Genomic DNA, 19673 nt, shown 5'->3' with positions numbered 1-19673 from the left:
CGAGGTCGCCCTGCGCGCGGCGCTGCGGGCGGCCGAGCGCGCCGGCCGGCACCTGACCGGCCGCGGGATGTACGACGGCGCGCTGGTCCTCGCGGAACGGGCCCTGGCTCGGACCGCGGGTTTCGCCGCGGACGATCCGGCCCGGCTGACCGCCCGGCAGCGGATCGCCCTGGTGCACCAGCGGCGCGGCTACTACGGCTGCATCGACGCCGGCGAGGGGCCGGACCGGCCACCCGAGGACCTGCTGGGCAGGGCGCACGCGGAGATCCGGGCGGTCGTCGACGCGGAACGGGGTCGCCCCGGCCCGGCCGGTCGCGGGGACCGGCTGCGGCTGCTGCGGGCGGAGCACCACCTGGCGGCGATCCTGCACGACCGGGGGAAACTGACCGAGGCGGAACGGCTGTTCCGCCAGGTGTTCGCCGGCCGGGTGGAGTTGCTCGGCGCCGACGACCCTCGGACGATCACCACCGGGCACCGCCTGGCCCGGGTGGTGCACGCCGCGGGGCGGCCCGGGGAGGCGCTCGACGTGCTCGGCGACGTGCTCGGCTCCTGCAACCGCCGGCTCGGCCCGGACCATCCCGACACCCTGTCGGTCATGCAGAGCCAGGCGTACGCGCGGCAGGCGATCGGTGGTCCTGACTCGCTGCGCACCGCGGAGCGCGAGTTTGCCGTGGTGCTCGCCCGGCGCCGCGTCGTTCTCGGCGAGAACCACCCGAACACCCTGGTGACCCGGCACAACCTGGCCTGGATCGAGCAGGCGAGGGGCCGTTACGTCGCCGCCGAACGGCTGTTCCGGCAGGTCCTCGAGATTCAGCTGCGCCGCTCCGGCCGCGTTCATCCGCACACCCTCGCCACCGCCGCGAACCTCGCCTGGAACCTGCTGCAGCGCAAGGGGTTCAGCACCGCCCGGCTGCTGTTCAAGCAGGTGCTGCGGATCCGGCACGGCCGCCTCGGACCGGACCATCCGGACACCCAGACGATCCGGGGCGACATCGGCTGGCTCGCCTACGAGCAGGGCGCGTTCGACGAGGCCACCGGGCGGTTCGAGAAGCTGGTCGCCGACCGGGTGGCCACGATCGGGGCGGAACACCCGCGAACCCTGACCACCCGCCACAACCTGGCGCTCAGCCTCCGCGCCCAGCGGGACCACGACCGCGCGATCGTGCAGTTCCGGGAGGTACTGGAGATTCAGAAGCGGGTCCTCGGCGACGACCACGAGGCGACCCTCGGCACCCGTTACAACCTCGCCGTCACCTATCGGCTGCGGGGAGAGGCGGGCAGCGCCATCGAGCTGCTGGAGGACCTGCTGGATCGGCGGCTGAAGGTCTTCAGCGCCCGGCATCCGACGGTCGTGCAGACCCGCGACGAGCTGATGACGGCGTGGCGGCAGCGACGCCGGCCGGACGATCTGGAACGGGCCGGCGACGAGCGGGATCCGAGCCGGACCGCCTGGGCGCTGAGCCGGCACCGCGGCGAGTTGACGTACGAGGAGTCACCGGATCGCGGCATCGGTGACGACCCGCTGCTGACCGCCTTCCTGGACTCCGACATCGACGACTACCGGGACCCGGACGACCTGCCGCCCGCCGCCTGAGCGTCCGGCCGTCATCTCGGGGGGATTGGGGGCCAGGCGGGCGCGCCGCGCGGTCACGCGATGGCGTTCTCCGCCGCCGGCTCGGGGGCGCGCCGGATCAGCGGCGCGAACGAGATCAGCATGAGCACCGCGCCCAGCGGGATCAGGTCCTTGCCGGCGAAGGGCAGAGGTGGCGATGAGCAGCAGCACCGGCGACCACGGCCGCACCTGCCGCCGCACGGCAAGCTCGGTGATCAGGATGAGCTGGCCGATGAAGAAGAGCATCGGCCCGAATCGGGGGCGCCTCGGGCGTCACCCGATCGGGTACGCCGGTGGTCGATTGTCGCGGCCCGCGGGCGCAAACCGAATGGTCCTCGCCCCGGCGGGCGGGCCGGCCCGCGGGCCTCATCTGCGTTGATGGCCGGTCGCGGGTTCCGCGGTAGCCGTGCGACCCGCCGCCGCTGCCTGTCGGACTACCCCCAACGCGTGATGCCAGAAAGAACCGAACTGGCTTACATTCTGTCAGGCAGTCCGGTAAGTCGGCATTGCACTGTTATTCATATTTTCTGGCAAAGGCCCCCGCCGGCCGCGCCACGTCCTGCCCAACGACCGCACCATCGCGGTGGTGACTGCCCGGACTCCACCGCGATCAATGAGCGATTTCCAACCTAGAAGGACCCTGTTATGCCCTACGGCAACGCACCTCCACTGGCCGATGGCGCCGGCTCGCTCCCCCCGGTCGACCTCCTCGGCCTCGATCACATCATCGCGGCGGCGATCGTGGGTGTGCTGTTCGGAATCGGCGCCTTCCGGTACGGCTCCCGAATCGGCCGCGCTCGCAAGGTGATCTTCACGTTCGTCGGCGCCGTCGTGTTCGGCGTGGCGTTCCTCGCGCACGTCGGCGGCCTGAGCTGGCCCATGTCGACCGCGGTCGGACTCGCGGCGGCCGTGGGCGCCCTGTACCTGTCCTCGCGCATCGTCCCGCAGGAGCGTCGTGCTGTCGCCTAAGACCCGCCTCGTCCACCTGACCGTCATCGGCGTGGTCATCATGGCGCTGGAGGCGGTGACCTACGTGGTCAACCGGCAGACCGATGATCCGCTGCTGATCGGGTACTGGCTGTTCGGCGCGCTGGTGATCGTCTTCTGCCTGCTCGCCTTCCACTTCGGCCGCCGCTACCTCGACCGGCCGCCGGCGCCGGGCCGGGTGCTGTGCATCATTCCCGCCTACAACGAGGGCCACGAGAACCTGGTCGGCTGCGTGCGCAGCATCCTCGCGCAGACCATCCCCGTGGACGTCGAGGTCATCGACGACGGCTCCGGAGTTCCGATCCTGCCGTTCGAGGACCCGAGGGTGACGTGGCGGCGCCAGCCGAACACCGGCAAGCGCGGCGCGCAGGTCGAGGTTCTCAAGGCACACGGACGGAAGGTGGCGGGCCGCTGGCGTTCCAGCACCTACCAATTCGTGCTGACCGTCGATTCGGATTCCAGGCCCGCGCCGGACGCCCTGGAACAACTGCTTCGAGCGATGAGCGACCCGCGGATCCAGGCCGCCACCGGCATGATCTACATCCGCAATTTCGAGGAGAGCTTCGTCGCCCGGGCGGCGGACATCGACATCGGCACGAGCTGCGTCATGATGCGCGCCTCGCGGTCCATTCTCGGCTGCCTGGAAACCACCTCCGGCGCCCTCGCCCTTTACCGGGCCGAGCTGCTCTATGACCACCTCGACGCGTACGCGGTGGAGTGCGGCACCGGCGACGACAGGTGGCTGGCGCTGCGGGCGCTCGAGCGTGGCCAGGTCGTCGGCGTTGCCGAGGCCATGGTCGAAACGGATATGCCGGTGGACCTCAGGGGCACCTACAAGCAGCGGCTGCGCTGGGCTCGATCGTGGTGGTGGATGCTCCCGTACGTTTTCAAGAACCTCAGCCTCCGGCAGCTCATCTCGCCGACGTACGGGATGCTGCAATTGGTGATCGCCCCCGCCATGACGGTTTGGGCGCTCGGGGGAATCGTGGTCGCAATGTTCTCCGATCACGCCAGATACAGCGGCGGCGACGGCCTGCTCGCGGTCAGCGTCTACGTGGGCGCCTACGTCGTCGTGCGGTGGGGACTGTCCGGTCTCTACCTCGTCGGCCGGCCCGGCATGCCGGCGAGGCAGAAGTGGTTGTCGTTCCTGGTCGGCACCCCGGCGGCGATCCTGCTGAACCTGCTCCTGCTCACCCCGACCCGCTACGTGGCGTTGTTCAAGCTCTTCGACAACCGGTGGCAGACCCGCACCTCGAAGGCGACGCCGGTGAACCACCACGTGTCCCGGCACGACCCGGAGCGCACACCCACGCTGGTCATGCCGGTGCAGCGCGCGGCGGACGGGCAACCGGTGCACATCGCGGTGCCCCGGCGGACGGCCCGTGCCGAACCCAAGCGATTGATCAGCCCGAGGCACCTGCCTCCCGTGCCGGCGCAGCCGCTGCCGGGCGAGCGACGGAGGAATCTGACGTGGACCGGGCCGCCAGAGTGACAGGCGCGCCGGCTCGGTGGTGATAGGGAGCCCCGGCCGGCCGGTTCGGCGCCGGGGCTCCTACTCGGACGGGTGAACGGCGGCCGAGGGGATGGCCGGCTCTCATTCGTTAGGCCGCTGGACTTCTCCTTCGCTCTCCGTAGAGTTGGCTCGACCGTGGAGCCGTGATTACGGAGGGTTGAATGGCGGACGTTGAAATTCCCGACTCGGTGGTGGTTCAGGTCGTGGACGTCACCGGGGGACGGGAGATCGCCTGGGGGAACAACATCGTCGAGCGGCTCAAGGATCGCGCCGGTGACATCCGCAGCGCGATCGTCGCCGGTGCGCAGGCCATCAACACCGACGTGAATGAGCTTCCCACCGCCGACGGTTGGAAGATCAAGGAATTGTCCGCCACCTTCGGAATCACCCTGTCCGCCGAGGCCGGAGTGGTTCTCTCGCGGGCGTCCGCGGAATCGACATTCGAAGTGACCGTGACCATCGAGCGGGCATGATCGACGGACGCATCCTCAGTGGGACCAGGTTCCGCGGCAGCGCCTTCGCGCTGACCGACCGGCTCGTCGCGACGGCCGCGCATGTGGTGCGCGATCAGCCGGCGGCCGAACTCACGTTCGTCACCGCCGGATGGTCGGTGCAGGTCCAGGAGGTCCGGGTCGACCCGTCGATCGACGCGGCGATCCTGCGGGTCGCCGAGTCGCTGCCCGTCGTGCCGCCGCTCGCGCACGCCCAGCTTCACGAGCAGTGGCGGGTCACCTCGCGGCCGCAGAAGGCCGACTCCCAGCTCACCGGCGCGGTGCGGGCAATCGATCACATGATCGTCAACGCCGGTGACCACGACATGACGGTGCTCCAGTTGCACGTGGCCGAGGAGCTGCGCGACTACTCCGGCTACTCCGGCAGCGCCGTGGTCGTGAACGATTCGATCGTCGGTCTGCTGGTGGAACAGGTGAGGGAGCGGGCCGCCGCGCCGGGGTCCCGGCCCATGGCGGCGAACGTGCTGTACGCCGTGCCGGTCGACCGGCTCGTCGCCCGCTTCCGCCTGAACCTGAAGGTGGAACGGCCGTCGGCGGCGGCGGAACCCCGGCAGTTGCTGAACACCGCGTACTTCGACCTGGACGTGCTCAAGAACGCGATACTCGACGCCCGGACCGCGGCGACGGACCGGATGCTGGCCCTCGGCATCCCCGTCCAGTGCACCGACATGAAGGTCGTGGAGAACCTGCGCGACTGGCTGCCCGCACACTTCGGCGAGTTCGAGCCGAAGGGCCAGCTCACGCTCAGGGCCGAGGTCAACTCCGTGGAGCGGGTGGTCGGCTATGTCGCCCGCTACCGGCAGGAGCTCGACCGCGTCAACGTCTTCTGCCCGATCCTCGTCGACGCAGTGCCGGCCGAGCACATCACCCGCTTCATCGACGAGGTCCGGTCGAGGATCGGACCGCATCGAAAGTGGATCGTCCTGCTGCTCGTGGGTGAGCCCGCGGACGGCTTCCCCGAGCCCGTCGTCGCCCTTCCGCAGCCCCGCTTCGTCCCGCGGGACGTGAACGGCTGGGCCAGCAACATGATCGCGCTGCGGCGCTGGCCGTCGCCGCTGGCGGCCGTCTGGCGAGGTGACCGGAGCCGAGCCGATCGCCCACCAGGACCCGAAGACCGAGGTCGTCACGCGTGAGCCCTACATCGCCGGCCCGGAGCTGGAGGAGGCGGTCAACCTGGCGATCGCCCTCGGCCGGCCGCTGCTGCTCCAGGGCGATCCCGGCGCCGGAAAGACCCGGCTCGCGTACGCCGTCTCCTACGCCCTCGGCCTTCCGCTCGAAGAGGCCTACATCAAGTCGACGAGCCGGGGGCTGGACCTGCTCTACTCGTACGACGCCGTCCGCCGCCTCTACGACATTCGGGGCGGCGACGGATCCGGCAAGCAGGCGGTCGAGGAGCAGGACGACTACGTGCGCCTCGGCCCGCTGGGGCGGGCGATCGAGCGCGCGACGCACGGCCGGCGGTCCGTCGTGCTCATCGACGAGATCGACAAGGCGGACATCGACTTTCCCAACGATCTGCTGCGCGAGCTCGATCAGCTGAAGTTCGAGGTGCCGGAGGTGCCCGGGCTCTGCTACGAGGTGCCGGCGAGGCAGCCCGGGCTGCGCCCGATCGTCATCGTCACCAACAACGAGGAGAAGACGCTGCCGCCGGCGTTCCTGCGCCGCTGCATCTTCCACTACGTCCGCTTCCCGTCGGAGTCCGGCGAACTCGACGAGATCCTCGCGCTGCACGGCATCAGTAGCAAGACCCTGCGGGACCGGGCGATCGCGACCCTGCTGAGCCTGCGGGAGCTGGACCTCAACAAACGACCGGGCCTGAGCGAGCTGCTCGACTGGGTCGGCTACCTGCAGGCCGTCGACGCCGGCGACGACGCGGCCGACCGGCTTGCCTTCAGGAGCGCCCTGGTCAAGCAGCACAGCGACGAGGCCCGCGTCGCGGAGTGGCTGGACCGGCGATAGCCGTGCCGCCGCCCCCGGTCTTCCTCCACCAGCTCATCACGCAGCTGCGGCGGCGGGGACTGCTGCTGGGGATCGACGACGTCGACGCCCTCCGGCAGGCGCTCGCGGCCGGATTCGGCTGGTCGTCGGAGGGCAGCCTGCTCAACGTGTGCCTCGCGCTGTGGGCGAAGTCGCCCTCGGAGGCCGCGATCATCCGCGCCTGCTTCGCCCGGGTCGACGCGCCGGTCTGGACGGCGCCGGAGGCAGGCCGGCCGAACCCCCGGCGGGTGGCCGTCATCGACCGGCCGGTCGCCGGCGACGAGCCGTCCCCGGCCGCCGGCGACGCCGCGGACATCGCTGCGGCCGATCCGCCGGCGGCCACGCCGGCCGCCGATCCCGTACCCGTCACCCGGCAGATCCGCGGGAGCACCGCCATGCCACCCGCCACCGGCCGGCACGACGCCACGCTGATCACCGATCAGCAGTACCCGCTGACCGCGCGGCAGATCGCCCAGGCCTGGCGCGGGCTGCGCCGCCCCCGGCGTGGCGGGCCGGCCACGGAACTCGACGTCGCCGGGACCCTCAACAGGTATGCGCTCACCGGCGTCCCGACGCCACCCGTGCTGGTGCAGCGCCGCCGCAACTCCGCGCGGCTGCTCCTGCTGATCGACCGGCAGGGGTCGATGACGCCGTTCCACCACTACGTCGACCACTGCCTGCGGGCGGTGGTGTCGAGCGCCCGCCTCGATGCCATCACGATCGCCTACTTCCACAACACGGCGGGCTACAGCGCGGACAAGCGGCTGATCGCCACCATGGCCGACCCCTTCGACCCGTCGGTGGATCCGATCCTGCCGGGGATCGCCGCGCTCGCCGAGGGGCGGCTGTATGACGACGACGCCCTGACCCGGCCCCGCTGGCTCAGCTCGGTGCTGGGGTCGCTGCACGCGGAAACCGGCGTCGTGGTGATCAGTGACGCCGGCGCCGCGCGGGGCCGGCTGATCACCGAACGCCTGGTGGACACGGTCGCCCTGCTCAAGGCGGCGAAACGCGAGGGTCGGCTGCTGGCCTGGCTCAACCCCATGCCGTCGCGGTCCTGGCACGGCACCACCGCCGGCCAGCTGGCCCGGCACGTGCCGATGTACGGGCTGACCCGCGAGGGAATGTACCGGGCCGTCGACGCCCTGCGGGGCCGGCCGGTCGGCCTGGAGAGGCCGCTCTGATGGCGAGCTCCGTGGCCGGCCGGCTGGCGAGCGTCCGGGAACGCCTGCCCGCCGGCACGCTGGAGCTCGCCTGCCACGTGGCGATTCCGGTCGCGTTCGACGCGGGCTTCCTCAATCTCGTACGCGTCAACTTCTTCCTGGATCCGCCGATCGTCCTGCCGTACGACGCCGAGGCCGCGCTGCTGCTGTCCCCGCTGTGCCGGGAGCTGGGCGAGGGGCTGTACGAGATCGACCCGGAGCTGCGCAACCTGCTGCTCGCAAGCCTCGTGGCCCGCTTCGGGAACGAGCGCCTCGAGCGGGTCGCCATGCTGCTGGAGCTCTACACCGACCGGCGGCTCTCCTGGCGCGTCATGCCCGAGCTGGAGTACGCGCAGCGCCTCACCGTTCTCAACCTGCTGGATCCGCGGGCGGCCGAGCGGTGGCTGGAAACCGCGCGGCGGCAGGCCGAGGGCGCTGAGGAGCTCAACCGCGAGTGGTTCGTCGCGATGGACCTCCGCAGGTTGGCGGAAAACCACCGCGAAGATCTGGACGAGTTGACGTCGGACGCGGTGCGCCGGGTCGAGGCGGGCGGCGACGGGTCCGCCGAGGCGGCCCGCAAGCTCGGCGAACTGGCCCTGCTGCCCGGAAGCGATCTCGACAGGATCGTTCCGGCCCTGGAGGCCATGCTCCCGGAGACGCCGGAGGGCGACCAGACCCCCCGACGAGTGCTCCAGACCATCCGCCGCCTCTTCCCGGACCTGCCCGAGACGTCCTCACCGCCAGAGCCCGCTCCCGACCGGAGCGTCATAGTCATCTCGTACGTCAGCCGGGACCGGGCGTGGGCGGAGTGGGCCCGTTGGCACCTGGAGAGTGTCGGCTACAGCACCGAGTTGGACTGTGCCGATTCGAGGGCGGGCGACGACGTCGCCGAGCGGATCCAAGGGGCGCTTCAGCGGGCGAATCAGGTGCTGCTGCTTCTGTCGTCGGCCTATCTGCGCCGTCAGCTGATCATGCTGGATGAGTTGAGGGCACAGGTGTTGCAACCGCGAAGTGGCGCGGTGGCGAGGCTGATCCTGGTGCGAATCGACAGCGTCGGTCTCGACCCGATCTGGGCGCCGCTCCACGTGCAGGACCTGTTCGAGCGCCCCGCGGCTGAAGCGGAGCATCTGCTGCTGGACATCGCTCTCGGCGATCTTGAGCCGCTCGGGTCGTTTCCGATCTCCGAGTCTCCGCATGATCCCGCCGACCCGGGGCCTCGCCCGCCGGGGGCCCTGCCGCCGGTGTTCAACCTGCCCCACCGGAATCTGGGATACACCGGGCGCGAGGACGTGCTGAGCCGGTTGCGGGACGCGTTGTCCGGGGACGGGCCGGTCGCGGTGCAGGCTGTGCACGGCATGGCCGGGGTCGGCAAGACACAGCTGGTGCTGGAGTACGCGTGGCGGTTCGCCGGGGAATACGACCTCATCTGGTGGGTGTCGGCGGAGAAGCCCGGTTTGATCGGCGAGCAGTTCGCGGCGCTGGGCGTCGCTTCAGGGATCGTCGACGCGGCGGTCGATTCGGCGACTACGCGGAGCACGGTGCTGGAGCATCTGGCGGAGCGGCGGCGCTGGCTGCTGATCTTCGACAACGCGGTTGACCGCGACGATGTACTTCCTTGGCTACCGCGTGGGAGTGGGCATGTGCTGATTGCCTCGCGGACGGGGAACTGGCATCAGGTCGCCGACACGGTGGAGCTGGATGTTCCACCGCGGGACGAGGCGACGCAGTTCCTGGCCCAGAACCTGCCTGGTTTGGATCGCATAGAGGCCGAGCGGCTGGCGGACGCGCTCGGGGATCTGCCATTGGCATTGGCGCAGGCGGTCGTGTTTCTCAGCGAGACGGGTATGCCGGTCGCCGAATATCGCCAGGTGCTGGTGGAGCAGCCTCAGGCCGTGCTGGAGGTGGGAGAGCCGCGGGACTATCCACGGTCGTTCGCGACAGCGGTCACGTTGAGCTTGGCCGCCTTGTCGGGCGCCGATCCGGCGGCGGTGGCGATTCTCCAGCTGTGTGCGTTTCTGGCGCCGGGGCCGGTCCCGGTAGACCTGATCGTCGAGGTTGCCGCATCGGGCGAGCCCTGTCCGCAGGCGCTGAGCGCGGCCCGTGACGTGATGAGCCATCCGGTGGCCCGGCAGCGGACCATCGGCCGGCTCGGCGCGTTCGGGCTGGCCAGGCTGGCGCCGGGGACGGTGACGGTGCACCGCCTGACCCAGGCCGTGGTGCGTAGCCGGCTTCCGCAATCCGTGTCGGAGGAGCTTTCCTCCCACCTGGAGGCGGCGCTCGGCGGCATGCGGCCCGGTGACCCGAGCGACCCGGCGACCTGGCCGGCCTGGGCGCGGCTGTTGCCGCATCTGCTCGCCGTGGAGCCGGGTCTGTCCGATGACCCGGGCCTCCGCGAATGTGCGTCTGATGCGGTGGCCTATCTGCTCAGCCGAGGCGACGCCGGGTCGGCCCGGCGACTCGCCGAGAATCTGTACACGGCTTGGCGGCCGCGGCTGGGTTCCGAGCATCGGGACACACTTCGGGCGGCGACCGAACTGGCCCGGGCGTTGCACGACCTTGGCGAGTACGACGAGTTGCGGGTGCTCGTCGACGACACCATGTCGCCGCAGATCAACGCCGTGGGCTATGACGATCCCGATCCCGGCACACTGCGCGGCGCGGCCGACCTCGTCCTCGTCCTGCACACCTCGGGCGACCACCAGCGTGCGGTACGGCTCGGACGAGAAGTCTGGGAGGGGCGTCGGCGGGTGCTGGGTGAGGATCATCCGGACACGCTGACGTCGGCGAGCAACATCGCGATGTCGTTGAGTGGGCTGGGGCGGCATCGAGAGGCGTCGACGCTGCACCAGCAGGTGTGGGAACAGCGCCGGCGGGTGCTGGGCGAGGATCATCCGGACACGCTGTCGGCTGGATTGAATCTCGCGATCGCTTATTTCCAGCTGGGCCAGTACCTGCTTGCCCGCCGGCTGGTCGACCAGGTGCGGAAGGGTCTGCAGGACCTGTTCGGCGCTGAGCACCCGGAAACCCGGCGGGCGACGGCCCTCCGAAAGATGGTGGTCACGGCGATGGGCGGCCGCGCGACCTGATCCAGGGGCCGTCAACGGTGAACCGCAGCGACCTGTTCGGATTGGGCGGCCATGGAATAGTCGTCGGTGGCGAGGGTGCCCTCGCCGCCGATGTCGAGGCCGAAGCTGATCGCGGTGGCACCCTTGGGCAGCGGCGCGGTCACGAAGTTGGTGAGCTTCCAGGTGGCGGACGGCTCGACCGACGGCCCGGTCTGCCAGTACTTCCAGTCTCCCGATGACTGGCGGTAGTAGACGACCATGCCGACCTCGGTCTTCGTGGGGCCCTCCTCGGGCCAGGTCCCCTTGTACCAGAGCCAGGTGCCGTACCGGTGCCCGGACTTGACCTTCGCGAGGCAGTCGGAGTCCGACGGGTCCCGGCTGATGAGCAGCTTCCGGTCCCCTCCCGCCGAACGCGGGACGATCACCTGTTCGGCGGCCGTGCCGGTGTGCGCGCCCGAGATTTGGGACCATGCGGCGGCGCCGGCGGTGTCACCGGTGTCGTTCTCCGCGTGCTGGAAGCAGGTGGGCTCGTCGCCGTGGTGCCTCTCCAGCGACGGGTTGCGCACCAGGTTGTCGCCGCCGGGTTCCGGCAGGGGCGGCGCCGGCACCCGGCCGCCGATGGCGTCGTGACGGATGGTGGCCGTCGAGCACAGGTGGTGCGCGTTCATGTAGTCGACGATGGGCTGGAGCGCCGCGATCGAGTTGAGGGTGTCCTGTTGGCCGCCGTCGTGCATGGTGACGATCGTGTCGTCCCTGATGCCGTTGAGGCGGTAGCCGTCGCTGGTGTAGCCGTTGACGACGTTCGAGACGATCTGCTCGGTGGAGGCGCCGGACCAGTCCTTGGAGTCCACGATGTTCGAGTCGGTCACGCCCCACGGCGAGACGAGCTGGTAGCCGAGTTCCCGGGCCACGTCGTCGGCCCGGGCGTCGATGTCGCCGTAGGGCGGCCGGTACTGCGTCGGGCTCGGCAGGCCGGCCGCGACGATCGCCCGGCTTCCGTGGTCGAGCTCCTCGACGATCTGCTCCCTGGTCAGCGGGGGCTTCCTGGTCGACTCCCCGGTGATCGAGGCGTGGTCGTAGGTGTGGTTCTGCACCGAGTGGCCGGTCGCTACCAGCTTCCGCATCAGCGCGGCCGCCTTGGGGCCGCCGTCGTCGATGTTCCTGCCGATCGCGAAGAAGGTCGCCTTGAGGTGGAGCGCGTTAAGCCTGTCCAGCAACTTCGCGGTGTATACGCCGGGGCCGTCGTCGAAGGTGAACTCGGCGTACCCGGCCGAGCAGTCGTTGTCGATCGGCCGCGCCGGTTCACTTTTTGCCGAGCCCGAATGGGCGACGATGAATGCGATCGGCAGGGCCAGGCCGGCCGCGACCAAAAATGCCGCCGAACGCCATGGGCTGCTTTTCATGAGCACCTCCGTTGCGAGATTCGCCCGTTCCGGCGACTGTGCTTGGTAGCGTCGTTCATTGTGGGTACAGTCCGCTCCCATGAATCCCGCGCTGAAAATGGCGATCGCCGCACTGACGTCGATCGGAATGCTCGGTGCTTCGGGTGCCGAGGCCCGGCCGGACCTCGCCCCGTTCCTTTTCGGCGCCGCTGCCGACGACCTGCCCGACGGCCGTGACCGGCTCCCGGCCCTCGAGGCTGAGCTGGGGCGACCGGTGGACATCGCCTCGACGTACGTGGACTGGTCCTATGTCTTTCCCGGCCCGAACGAGAAATGGATGGCGGTCGGTGGAAAGCGAAAGGTGCTGCTTTCCTGGGAGCCCTGGGGAATCAGATTCAGCGACGTGACCGCGCATCGCCGGGACGCCTATCTGGAGAAGGTCGCGAATGCGATGCGCGCGTATCCGTTCGATCTCTATGTCCGGCCGTGGCCGGAGATGAACGGTAACTGGTCGACCTGGCAGCCCACGCCGGACGGCGCCAAGAAGGAGGGCGGGACGCCGGCGGAGTTCGTCGCGGCCTGGCGGTACGTCGTTTCCTTTTTCCACGATAGGGGAGTCCGCAATCTGAAGTTCATCTTCAATGTGGATGCGTCCGGCGGGCGGTCCGACACCCCGGTCCCCGGCATCTGGCCGGGGTCGGCGTATGTGGACGTGCTCGGCATCGACGGATTCAACTGGGGCGGCGGCGACTGGCGGCCGTTCGAGGAGATCTTCGCGGGGATGTACGCGACCGTCACCCGGTTGGATCCGAATCTGCCGGTATGGATCGCCGAGTTCGGCTGCGCGCCGGGCGCGCAGCGGCCGGCCTGGCTGGCCGAGACGATGACCACGCGGGCGTTTCCGCGGCTGCGGGCGGTGGTCTACTTCGACGTCAAGTCCCATCGCGACTGGCGCCTGGACGCCTCGGCCCGGCAGTCGATCCGGTCCCACCTCAGAGCGTCGTGACCGCCGGGTGGGGCGCCAGCGCCCCGCGGGTGTCGAGCACCCGGGGAACGGCCCGCACGACCGCGTCGTACGGGACGGCGCTGTGATCGGTGAGGATGACCGCGAGTTCGAAGCGGCCGGGCGTGGCGAGCATGCCGGCCAGCCGTTCCCGGCTGTCGACGATGCCGACGGTGCCGCGCCCGGCCGCGCCGGCGGTGGCGGCCGCCAGCAGGTGGTGCGCGCCGTTCCCGGCGTGCGGCTCGTAGACGGTCACGTCGGCGCCCAGCGCGGCGAGCCGGGAGGTGACCTCGACCGCCGGGGACTCGCGCAGGTCGCCGGTGTCGGGCTTGTAGGCCGCGCCGACGACGAGGATGCCGCAGCCGTTGACGGTGTGGCGCTCGGCGTTCAGCAACTCGGTGATGCGCTGGACCACGTAGGCGGGCTGGGCCCGGTTGATCTGCATCGCCAGCCGGACGAATTCGAATCCGGTGCCGACCTCGCGCTGCACCGCGTCGGCCAGGTATTCCGGGTCGATGGGCAGGCAGTGCCCGCCGACGCCGGGGCCCGGGAAGAACGGCTGGAATCCGTACGGCTTCGTGGCCGCCGCCCGGATCACGTTCCAGACGTTGATGCCGAGCTCGTGCGTGTGCCGGCCGAGTTCGTTGACCAGGGCGATGTTGACGTAGCGGTAGGTGTTCTCCAGCAGCTTCGCGGTCTCGGCCTCCTCGGCGGTGTCGACCGGGACGATCGTGTCGCAGATGCCCTCGTAGAAGGCGCGGGCCGTCTTGCCGGAGGCGGTGTCGAGGCCGCCGACGATCTTCGGCGTGTTGGTGAACCGCCACGCGCTGTTGCCGGGGTCGATGCGTTCCGGCGAGAACGCGACGTGCACGTCGGCGGTCGTGGCCAGCGCGTCCCGGAACGCGCCGCGGGTGGTGCCGGGCGCGACGGTCGACTCGAGCACGACCAGGTCGCCGTCCCGCAGGTGCGGCCCGATGGCGCGGGCCGCGGCCAGCACCGCGGTCAGGTCCGGCCGGCCGTCGGACAGCGGCGTGGGTACGGTGACGATGAAGGTCGAGCAGCCGCCGAGCGCGCTCGCGCTGTCGGCCGGCAGGTAGCGGCCGGTGTCCAGCATGCCGGCGAGATCGCTGTCGGAGATGTCCTCGATCGGCGAGCAGCCCCGCCGCAGATCGCTGATCTTCCGCTCGTCGACGTCGTATCCGACCACGGTGTGCCCGGCGCGGACGGCGGCGTGCGCGACCGGCAGGCCGACGTATCCCTGCCCGATCACCGCGACGCGTCCGGCGACGGGTGCCGCGTCTGCGGTTACTCCTGCGGTGATAATGGGTGTTCTCCTCGGCTGATCTTAATTGGACGGCCGGAACTGCCGGCGTGTCGTTGGCGTGAAATAACGTACGACACGTCGGTTCTTTCCTGAAGCACCCAATTGAGGTCGCCTGAAATCTCATTCATGTGGCCGGAAAGCGGAATCGGCGCCGGGGTTCTCGTCAGCCGAACCGGCGCAGCCCCGGCCAGAGCCCGGACCATGCTCCCCGGACGTCGCGGCAGAGCCAGACCGGCGTGCCCTGCTCCTCGTTGTCGACGCCGTATCCGTTGTCGACGCGGGCGGCGATGGTCGCCGACCCGCAGTAAGAGGCCAGCGCGCCGGCGGTCCAGTCGCCGACGAAGATCGCCGGCCCGGTGGCGGTGTCCGGCGGCGGTCCCCACCGCCAGAAGTTCAGGTGCCCGCTGTACGGTGCCGGCAGGCCGCGCGCCGGCCCGTACTTGTCGATCGCGCCGGCCTCGCCGTAGTTCGTCGTGATGATGACCGCCGTCGCCTGCTCCTCCGCGGGCAGCGACCGGTAGACGGCGGCGACGGTGTCGACCAGTTCCGGCCAGCCGATGGTCTCCGCGGCGTCGTCGTTGAACGCCGCCTGAATGGTGCCGGGGAACCACCGGACCGGATAGACGGGCAGCGCGATCGCGATGTTCATCGCGGCGTTGACGACCACCAGGGCGACCAGCAGCGCCCGCCGCAGCCGGAAGGCGGCCCGCTTCGCCCAGGCCGCGGCGGCCACCGAGCCGGCCGCGAACAGCGCCGGGTACGCGCCGGCCGGGTAGTACTCCCGGCCCCCGGTGACCAGCACCAGGCCGAGCACCAGCAGGAAGGCCACACCCAGGAATCGGTACGGCCGCGCCTGGGGGTTGCGCAGCAGCCGCCACAGGCCGGGTATCCAGATGAGCGCGAGCGGCGGACTCATGATCAGGAACTGGGACGGCAGGAGCCCGATCCGCCCGCCGTAGTCCGCGTCGCGCCGGATGGCGCCGGCCATCGTGAGCTGCGGCCAGTCGTGGGTGGCCTGCCACCACAGGTTCGGCGCCCAGATCGCGGTGGCCACCGCGGCGGCGACCCACAGCGCCGGCCGGCGCAGCATCTCGCGCGGGCCGGCGATCAGGATCGCGCCGGCCAGGGCCGCGATGAACAACAGCGGCAGGTTCTTGGCGAGCAGCCCCAGGCCGGCCACCGGCCCCAGGGCCAGCAGCAGCCGGTCGTCGCGGGTGCGGACCCAGCGGGCCGCCGGCCAGGCGATCGCGGTCCAGCACAGGATGTCGTACGGCGTCGTGCTCAGCAGGTGGCCGGAGACGAGCACGACCCCCGAGCTCGCCCAGAGCGCGGCGGCGAGCAGTTGGGCGCCACGGCCGCCGCCCAGCTCGCGGGCGAGCAGCCCGACCAGCAGCACGGTGACCGCCACGACCAGCGCGGTGGGCAGCCGCAACGCGACAAGCGAGCCGCCCGACAGCTGGTCGGTCAGCCGGGCCAGCGCGGGCACCAGCGGCGGCTGGTCGTCGTAGCCCCAGGCGAGGTGGCGGCCGGCCACGACGTAGTAGAGCTCGTCGCGGTGGTAGCCGTAGCGGCCGCCGAAGGCCGCCAGCAACACCGCGGTGGCCGATGCGACGATGCCGAGCGGCAGCCAGGCGACCGGCGCGCCGGCCGGCCGCGCGGATTTGTCGGGCAGCAATGAAGCCAGCACGTACGGAGCGTATCGACACCGCCGCCTGCTGTCAGTCCACCGTGGAGTCACGTTCTAAGCTGAGTGGTCATGGCGTCCTTCATTCGCAACGTCTCGTTCGACTGCTCCGATCCGTACGCGTTGGCGCGGTTCTGGAGCGAGGTGGTCGGCACCCCGCTGGACCCCGATTTCGTCCCGGGTGACGCCGAGGTCGTGCTCGAACCGGCGGACGGTCCCCGGCTGTTCTTCCAGGCCGTGCCGGAACACAAGACGGTGAAGAACCGGGTGCATGTCTGCCTCCAACCGGGTGACCGGGACCGCGACGCCGAGGTTGATCGCCTCCTGGCGCTGGGCGCGACGATCTCGGACGACCACCGCACGCCGGGAGGCGACGGCTGGGCGGTGCTGCTCGATCCGGCCGGCAACGAGTTCTGCGTGACCCGCTCGGCCGCGGAGCGGTAATCCCGGGCGGTTGCGAAGACACCACTTTCGGGTGGCACGAGGCGCGCGGGAGCCGCGCGCGGCCTGAGTGCGGGATCGTCGAGGTCGTATGAACTTCTGGATCTCCCTGTCGTCGTATCCGAGGGCGCCGGCCGGCATCGACCCGATGCGCTACTTCCAGGCGATCGGCGCGCAGATCAGCTGCTGCTCGCCGCGAAGAGGCCCGGGTCATCGGCGGCCGGCGGTTCCAGGACGCTGCGCGCCGCCGTCACCACCGCACAGCACTGCCTCGGTTTGTGGACCGAATTCCTCGCCGCGGCGACGCCGCACCCGGTGCACGTCACCGTCGCCGCGGACGGCGGGACCGGCACCGCGCCGGCGGTCGCCGCCCGCCTCGACGCCGCCGGGGGACACCTGCACCTGCTGGTGTCCCGCGACCTGCTGCGGGAATCGGCGGGCCGGCTCGCCGCCGAGCTTCTCGACGCCGTCGTGCCGGCGCTGGTCGCCGTCGCCGAACAGCACCCGCACCCTCGGCCGATCGCGGTGTGGCGGGCCGAGCCGAGCGACCCGGAGCCGGGCTGCGGCCCGAGCCTGGACACCGAACTGGAGTCGCTCGACGACGAGGACGAGCTGATGCTCATCGGCCGCCTCGACGGCACGCGCGCCGACGGGCTGGCCCGCTACCACCTGCTCGACGACTACGTCGGCGGGCGACTCGAGGAGCCCGGAATCGCCGCGCGGGCCGACACGAGCACCTCCGGCCCGGCCGTGCACTGGATCCTGGAGCTCGGCACCTAGGCCTCAACGCGCGGACCAGGACGACCAGCGGTGCACCTCGATGCGCAGGAACGGCCCGGCCGGCGGCGCGGCCGCGTACTGCGGGTACCGGGCCGCGAGGGCCGCGAGCCCATCGGCCGAGTCGGGCAGTACGGCGGCGGTGCCGTCGGCACGGACCCACCACAGCCGGGTCCAGTCGTCGTCGTAGTGGTCGGCGAGCACGCTGACCCGCGGCTCATGTGCGACGTTGGCGAGCCGTTGCAGCCTGCGATGCCGCTTCGGCTTGTCGTCGACCGCGCTGTAGATGACGTCGCCGACCAGGGCGAAGACGATCGGCACCAGGTGCGGCGCGCCGGTGTCGTCGACCGTGGCGAGGCGGGCGACCCGCGCACTGTCGAACAGCTCGGCGGGCCGCCGACCCTGCCGGTCATCGAGGCGCCGTACGCGAAGGGGATCTGCCACCGTCACAGCCTGCGGCCCGTACCGCCGCGCGCCCGGCAGGCCGGACGGCGTGTCACTGGACGAGCCGGTGGCCGCCGTCGACGTGCACGACCGTTCCGGTGATGAAGCCGTTGCCCATCACCGCCTCGAAGGCCTTGGCGATGTCGGCCGGCCGGCCGATCCGGCCGGCCGGAAGCCGCGCCGCCATGGCCGCGAGGCGTTCGGCCTTGGCATCACCGGCGAGCGTGTCCCAGACCGGGGTGTCCACCCAGCCCGGCGAGACCACGTTGACCCGGATCGGGGCCAGCTCGACCGCCAGCGCCCGGGCGAGCGCCTCCAGCGCCCCGTTCGCGCTCGCGACCATCGAGGCGCCCGGGCCCGGCCGGTAGGCCGCGATGCCGGACGTGAAGGTGATCGACGCGCCGGGTGCCAGCACCGGGCCGGCATGCTTGGCGATCAGCCAGGGCCCGAGCAGCTTGGTGTCGATGACCGAGCGGGCCGCCTGGACGTCGAAGCCGGGCAGCGGCGCGTACGCCCCGGTCGCGTCGGCCGCGGTGACCACCACGTGGTCCAGCCGCCCGGCCTCGGCCAGCAGCCGGCGCACCTGGTCCTCGCGGCCGACGTCGACCTGGCTGGTGCGCAGCCGCTCGCCCCGGTCCAGGCGCCGCGCGGCGGCGGCGAGCCGTTCGCCCGACCGCCCGGCGATCATCACCCGCGCGCCGCCGGCCAACAGCGAGTCGGCGAGGGCCAGCCCCATTCCGGAGCCGCCGCCGACGATGAGTACCCGTGAATCCGTCATGACGGCCAGCCTGGCCGTGCCGGCGGACGGGCGGAAGGCCGCCTCGAGGCTGGCCCTGACAGGGCCATCCTCAGCCCGGCGCCGACCTGCCAGACTCGACGGATGAACGCACGCGGCGCCCTCGGCGAGTTCCTGCGCAGCCGGCGAGACAGGATCGGCCCGGCCGAGGCGGGGCTCGCGGCCGGTGTCGGCCGGCGCCGGACGCCGGGACTGCGCCGCGCGGAACTGGCCACGCTCGCCGGCGTGAGCGTCGACTACTACATCCGGATCGAGCAGGGCCGCGACACCAATCCCAGCGCGGCCGTCCTCGACGCGCTCGCCTCGGCCCTGCGCCTCGACGGCGACGAACGCGCGCACCTGCGGAGCCTGGCCCGCAACGCCGGTGCCAGCACCCCGGCCCGCGGGCCGCGCGCCGTCGCCGCGCGGCCCGGGCTGCTTCGGCTGCTGGACACGGTTCGCCCGACGCCCGCGTACGTGCTCGACGCGACCAGCAACGTCCTGGCGGCGAACCCGGAGGGCGGCCGGCTGCTGGCCGGCATCGAGGACTGGCCGCCGGCCCGGCGGAACCTCATCCGGTACGTCTTCACGCATCCGAGCGCCCGCGACCTGTTCGTCCCGTGGCGGCGGATGGCCGAGGACTGCGTGGCTCACCTGCGTACGGTGGCCGCCGCCGACCCCGGCTCGCCCGAGTTGGACGCGCTGGTGACCGAGCTGTCCGCGGCCGCGACCGAGTTCGCCGAGCTGTGGCGGCACTACGACGTGCGGGTGAAGAGCGGCTCGCGGCGGACGTTCCGGCATCCGGCCGTCGGCCGGTTCGAGCTCACCTCGGAGATTCTGACCGCGGTCGACGGCCAGCGATTCGTGGCGTTCCAGGCCATGACGCCCGCGGCCACCTCCCGCCAGGCTGCCACCTTGGTGGCCGAGCTCAGGCCGTCCGGCTGCGCGGTGGCCGAGAACAACACCAGCCGGCCG

At 71.2% G+C, this 19673-nt stretch carries 17 protein-coding genes; 12 read left to right on the top strand and 5 right to left on the bottom strand.

Annotation, left to right across the window (positions count from 1 at the left end; translation table 11 throughout):
• From AB0F10_RS33945 to fxsT, 8 genes are all read left to right on the top strand, one after another.
• A partial coding sequence (locus tag AB0F10_RS33945) for a tetratricopeptide repeat protein (protein ID WP_360634591.1) occupies positions 1–1594 on the top strand: 1594 nt, incomplete at its 5' end.
• A 663-nt stretch (positions 1595–2257) separates the two neighbouring features.
• Positions 2258–2581, top strand: coding sequence for a hypothetical protein (locus tag AB0F10_RS33940; protein ID WP_360634588.1), 324 nt, complete (start codon positions 2258–2260; stop codon positions 2579–2581).
• A complete protein-coding gene (locus tag AB0F10_RS33935; RefSeq protein ID WP_360634585.1) occupies positions 2568–4091 on the top strand; it encodes a glycosyltransferase in 1524 nt (507 codons plus the stop codon). The genes AB0F10_RS33940 and AB0F10_RS33935 overlap by 14 nt, the downstream gene beginning before the upstream one ends.
• A gap of 182 nt (positions 4092–4273) precedes the next feature.
• Positions 4274–4585, top strand: coding sequence for a CU044_2847 family protein (locus AB0F10_RS33930; protein ID WP_360634582.1), 312 nt, complete (start codon positions 4274–4276; stop codon positions 4583–4585).
• Positions 4582–5757 carry a serine protease gene (locus AB0F10_RS33925; protein ID WP_360634579.1) on the top strand — a complete coding sequence of 392 codons (1176 nt, stop codon included), beginning with the start codon at positions 4582–4584 and terminating at the stop codon, positions 5755–5757. The genes AB0F10_RS33930 and AB0F10_RS33925 overlap by 4 nt, the downstream gene beginning before the upstream one ends.
• Positions 5699–6583 carry a MoxR family ATPase gene (locus tag AB0F10_RS33920; protein ID WP_360634576.1) on the top strand — a complete coding sequence of 295 codons (885 nt, stop codon included), beginning with the start codon at positions 5699–5701 and terminating at the stop codon, positions 6581–6583. The genes AB0F10_RS33925 and AB0F10_RS33920 overlap by 59 nt, the downstream gene beginning before the upstream one ends.
• Positions 6565–7785: a VWA domain-containing protein gene (locus AB0F10_RS33915; protein WP_360634573.1), complete on the top strand. Its 1221-nt coding sequence runs from the start codon at positions 6565–6567 to the stop codon at positions 7783–7785. The genes AB0F10_RS33920 and AB0F10_RS33915 overlap by 19 nt, the downstream gene beginning before the upstream one ends.
• A complete protein-coding gene (gene fxsT / locus AB0F10_RS33910; RefSeq protein ID WP_360634571.1) occupies positions 7785–10889 on the top strand; it encodes an FxSxx-COOH system tetratricopeptide repeat protein in 3105 nt (1034 codons plus the stop codon). Before AB0F10_RS33915 ends, fxsT begins: the two co-directional genes overlap by 1 nt.
• Before the next feature lie 11 nt (positions 10890–10900).
• Here fxsT and AB0F10_RS33905 read toward each other — a convergent pair whose 3' ends face one another.
• On the bottom strand, positions 10901–12271 hold the full coding sequence (locus AB0F10_RS33905; RefSeq protein ID WP_360634568.1) for a polysaccharide deacetylase family protein: 1371 nt from the start codon (positions 12269–12271) through the stop codon (positions 10901–10903).
• A 79-nt stretch (positions 12272–12350) separates the two neighbouring features.
• Here AB0F10_RS33905 and AB0F10_RS33900 point away from each other — a divergent pair, with 79 nt between their 5' ends.
• The gene (locus AB0F10_RS33900; RefSeq protein WP_360634565.1) at positions 12351–13256 is read left to right on the top strand and encodes a glycosyl hydrolase; all 906 of its coding nucleotides are present in this window, start codon (positions 12351–12353) and stop codon (positions 13254–13256) included.
• Here the strand turns inward: AB0F10_RS33900 and AB0F10_RS33895 are convergent.
• The gene (locus tag AB0F10_RS33895) at positions 13243–14523 is read right to left on the bottom strand and encodes a nucleotide sugar dehydrogenase (protein ID WP_360634562.1); all 1281 of its coding nucleotides are present in this window, start codon (positions 14521–14523) and stop codon (positions 13243–13245) included. The two genes, AB0F10_RS33900 and AB0F10_RS33895, sit on opposite strands and share 14 nt — an antisense overlap.
• A 217-nt stretch (positions 14524–14740) precedes the next feature.
• Positions 14741–16264: a glycosyltransferase family 39 protein gene (locus tag AB0F10_RS33890; RefSeq protein WP_360634559.1), complete on the bottom strand. Its 1524-nt coding sequence runs from the start codon at positions 16262–16264 to the stop codon at positions 14741–14743.
• Between the two features lie 69 nt (positions 16265–16333).
• On the opposite strand from AB0F10_RS33890, the gene AB0F10_RS33885 reads away from it, so the two are divergent.
• Positions 16334–16705 carry a VOC family protein gene (locus AB0F10_RS33885; protein WP_360634557.1) on the top strand — a complete coding sequence of 124 codons (372 nt, stop codon included), beginning with the start codon at positions 16334–16336 and terminating at the stop codon, positions 16703–16705.
• A gap of 273 nt (positions 16706–16978) precedes the next feature.
• Entirely contained in the window at positions 16979–17482 is a 504-nt protein-coding gene (locus AB0F10_RS33880) for a hypothetical protein (protein ID WP_360634554.1), read from the top strand.
• 3 nt (positions 17483–17485) lie between these two features.
• Here AB0F10_RS33880 and AB0F10_RS33875 read toward each other — a convergent pair whose 3' ends face one another.
• Both AB0F10_RS33875 and AB0F10_RS33870 read right to left on the bottom strand, forming a co-directional pair.
• The gene (locus tag AB0F10_RS33875; protein ID WP_360634551.1) at positions 17486–17923 is read right to left on the bottom strand and encodes a TIGR03668 family PPOX class F420-dependent oxidoreductase; all 438 of its coding nucleotides are present in this window, start codon (positions 17921–17923) and stop codon (positions 17486–17488) included.
• Between the two features lie 52 nt (positions 17924–17975).
• Positions 17976–18701, bottom strand: coding sequence for an SDR family oxidoreductase (locus AB0F10_RS33870; protein ID WP_360634548.1), 726 nt, complete (start codon positions 18699–18701; stop codon positions 17976–17978).
• 102 nt (positions 18702–18803) lie between these two features.
• Here AB0F10_RS33870 and AB0F10_RS33865 point away from each other — a divergent pair.
• The coding region (locus tag AB0F10_RS33865; RefSeq protein WP_360634545.1) for a helix-turn-helix transcriptional regulator at positions 18804–19673 on the top strand (870 nt) is incomplete at its 3' end.

It is taken from the genome of Actinoplanes sp. NPDC026623, from assembly GCF_040638275.1.
Classification (GTDB): domain Bacteria; phylum Actinomycetota; class Actinomycetes; order Mycobacteriales; family Micromonosporaceae; genus Actinoplanes.
The sequence above is the reverse complement of the archived record's forward strand: the minus strand, read 5'-3'. Positions and strand labels throughout refer to the sequence as shown.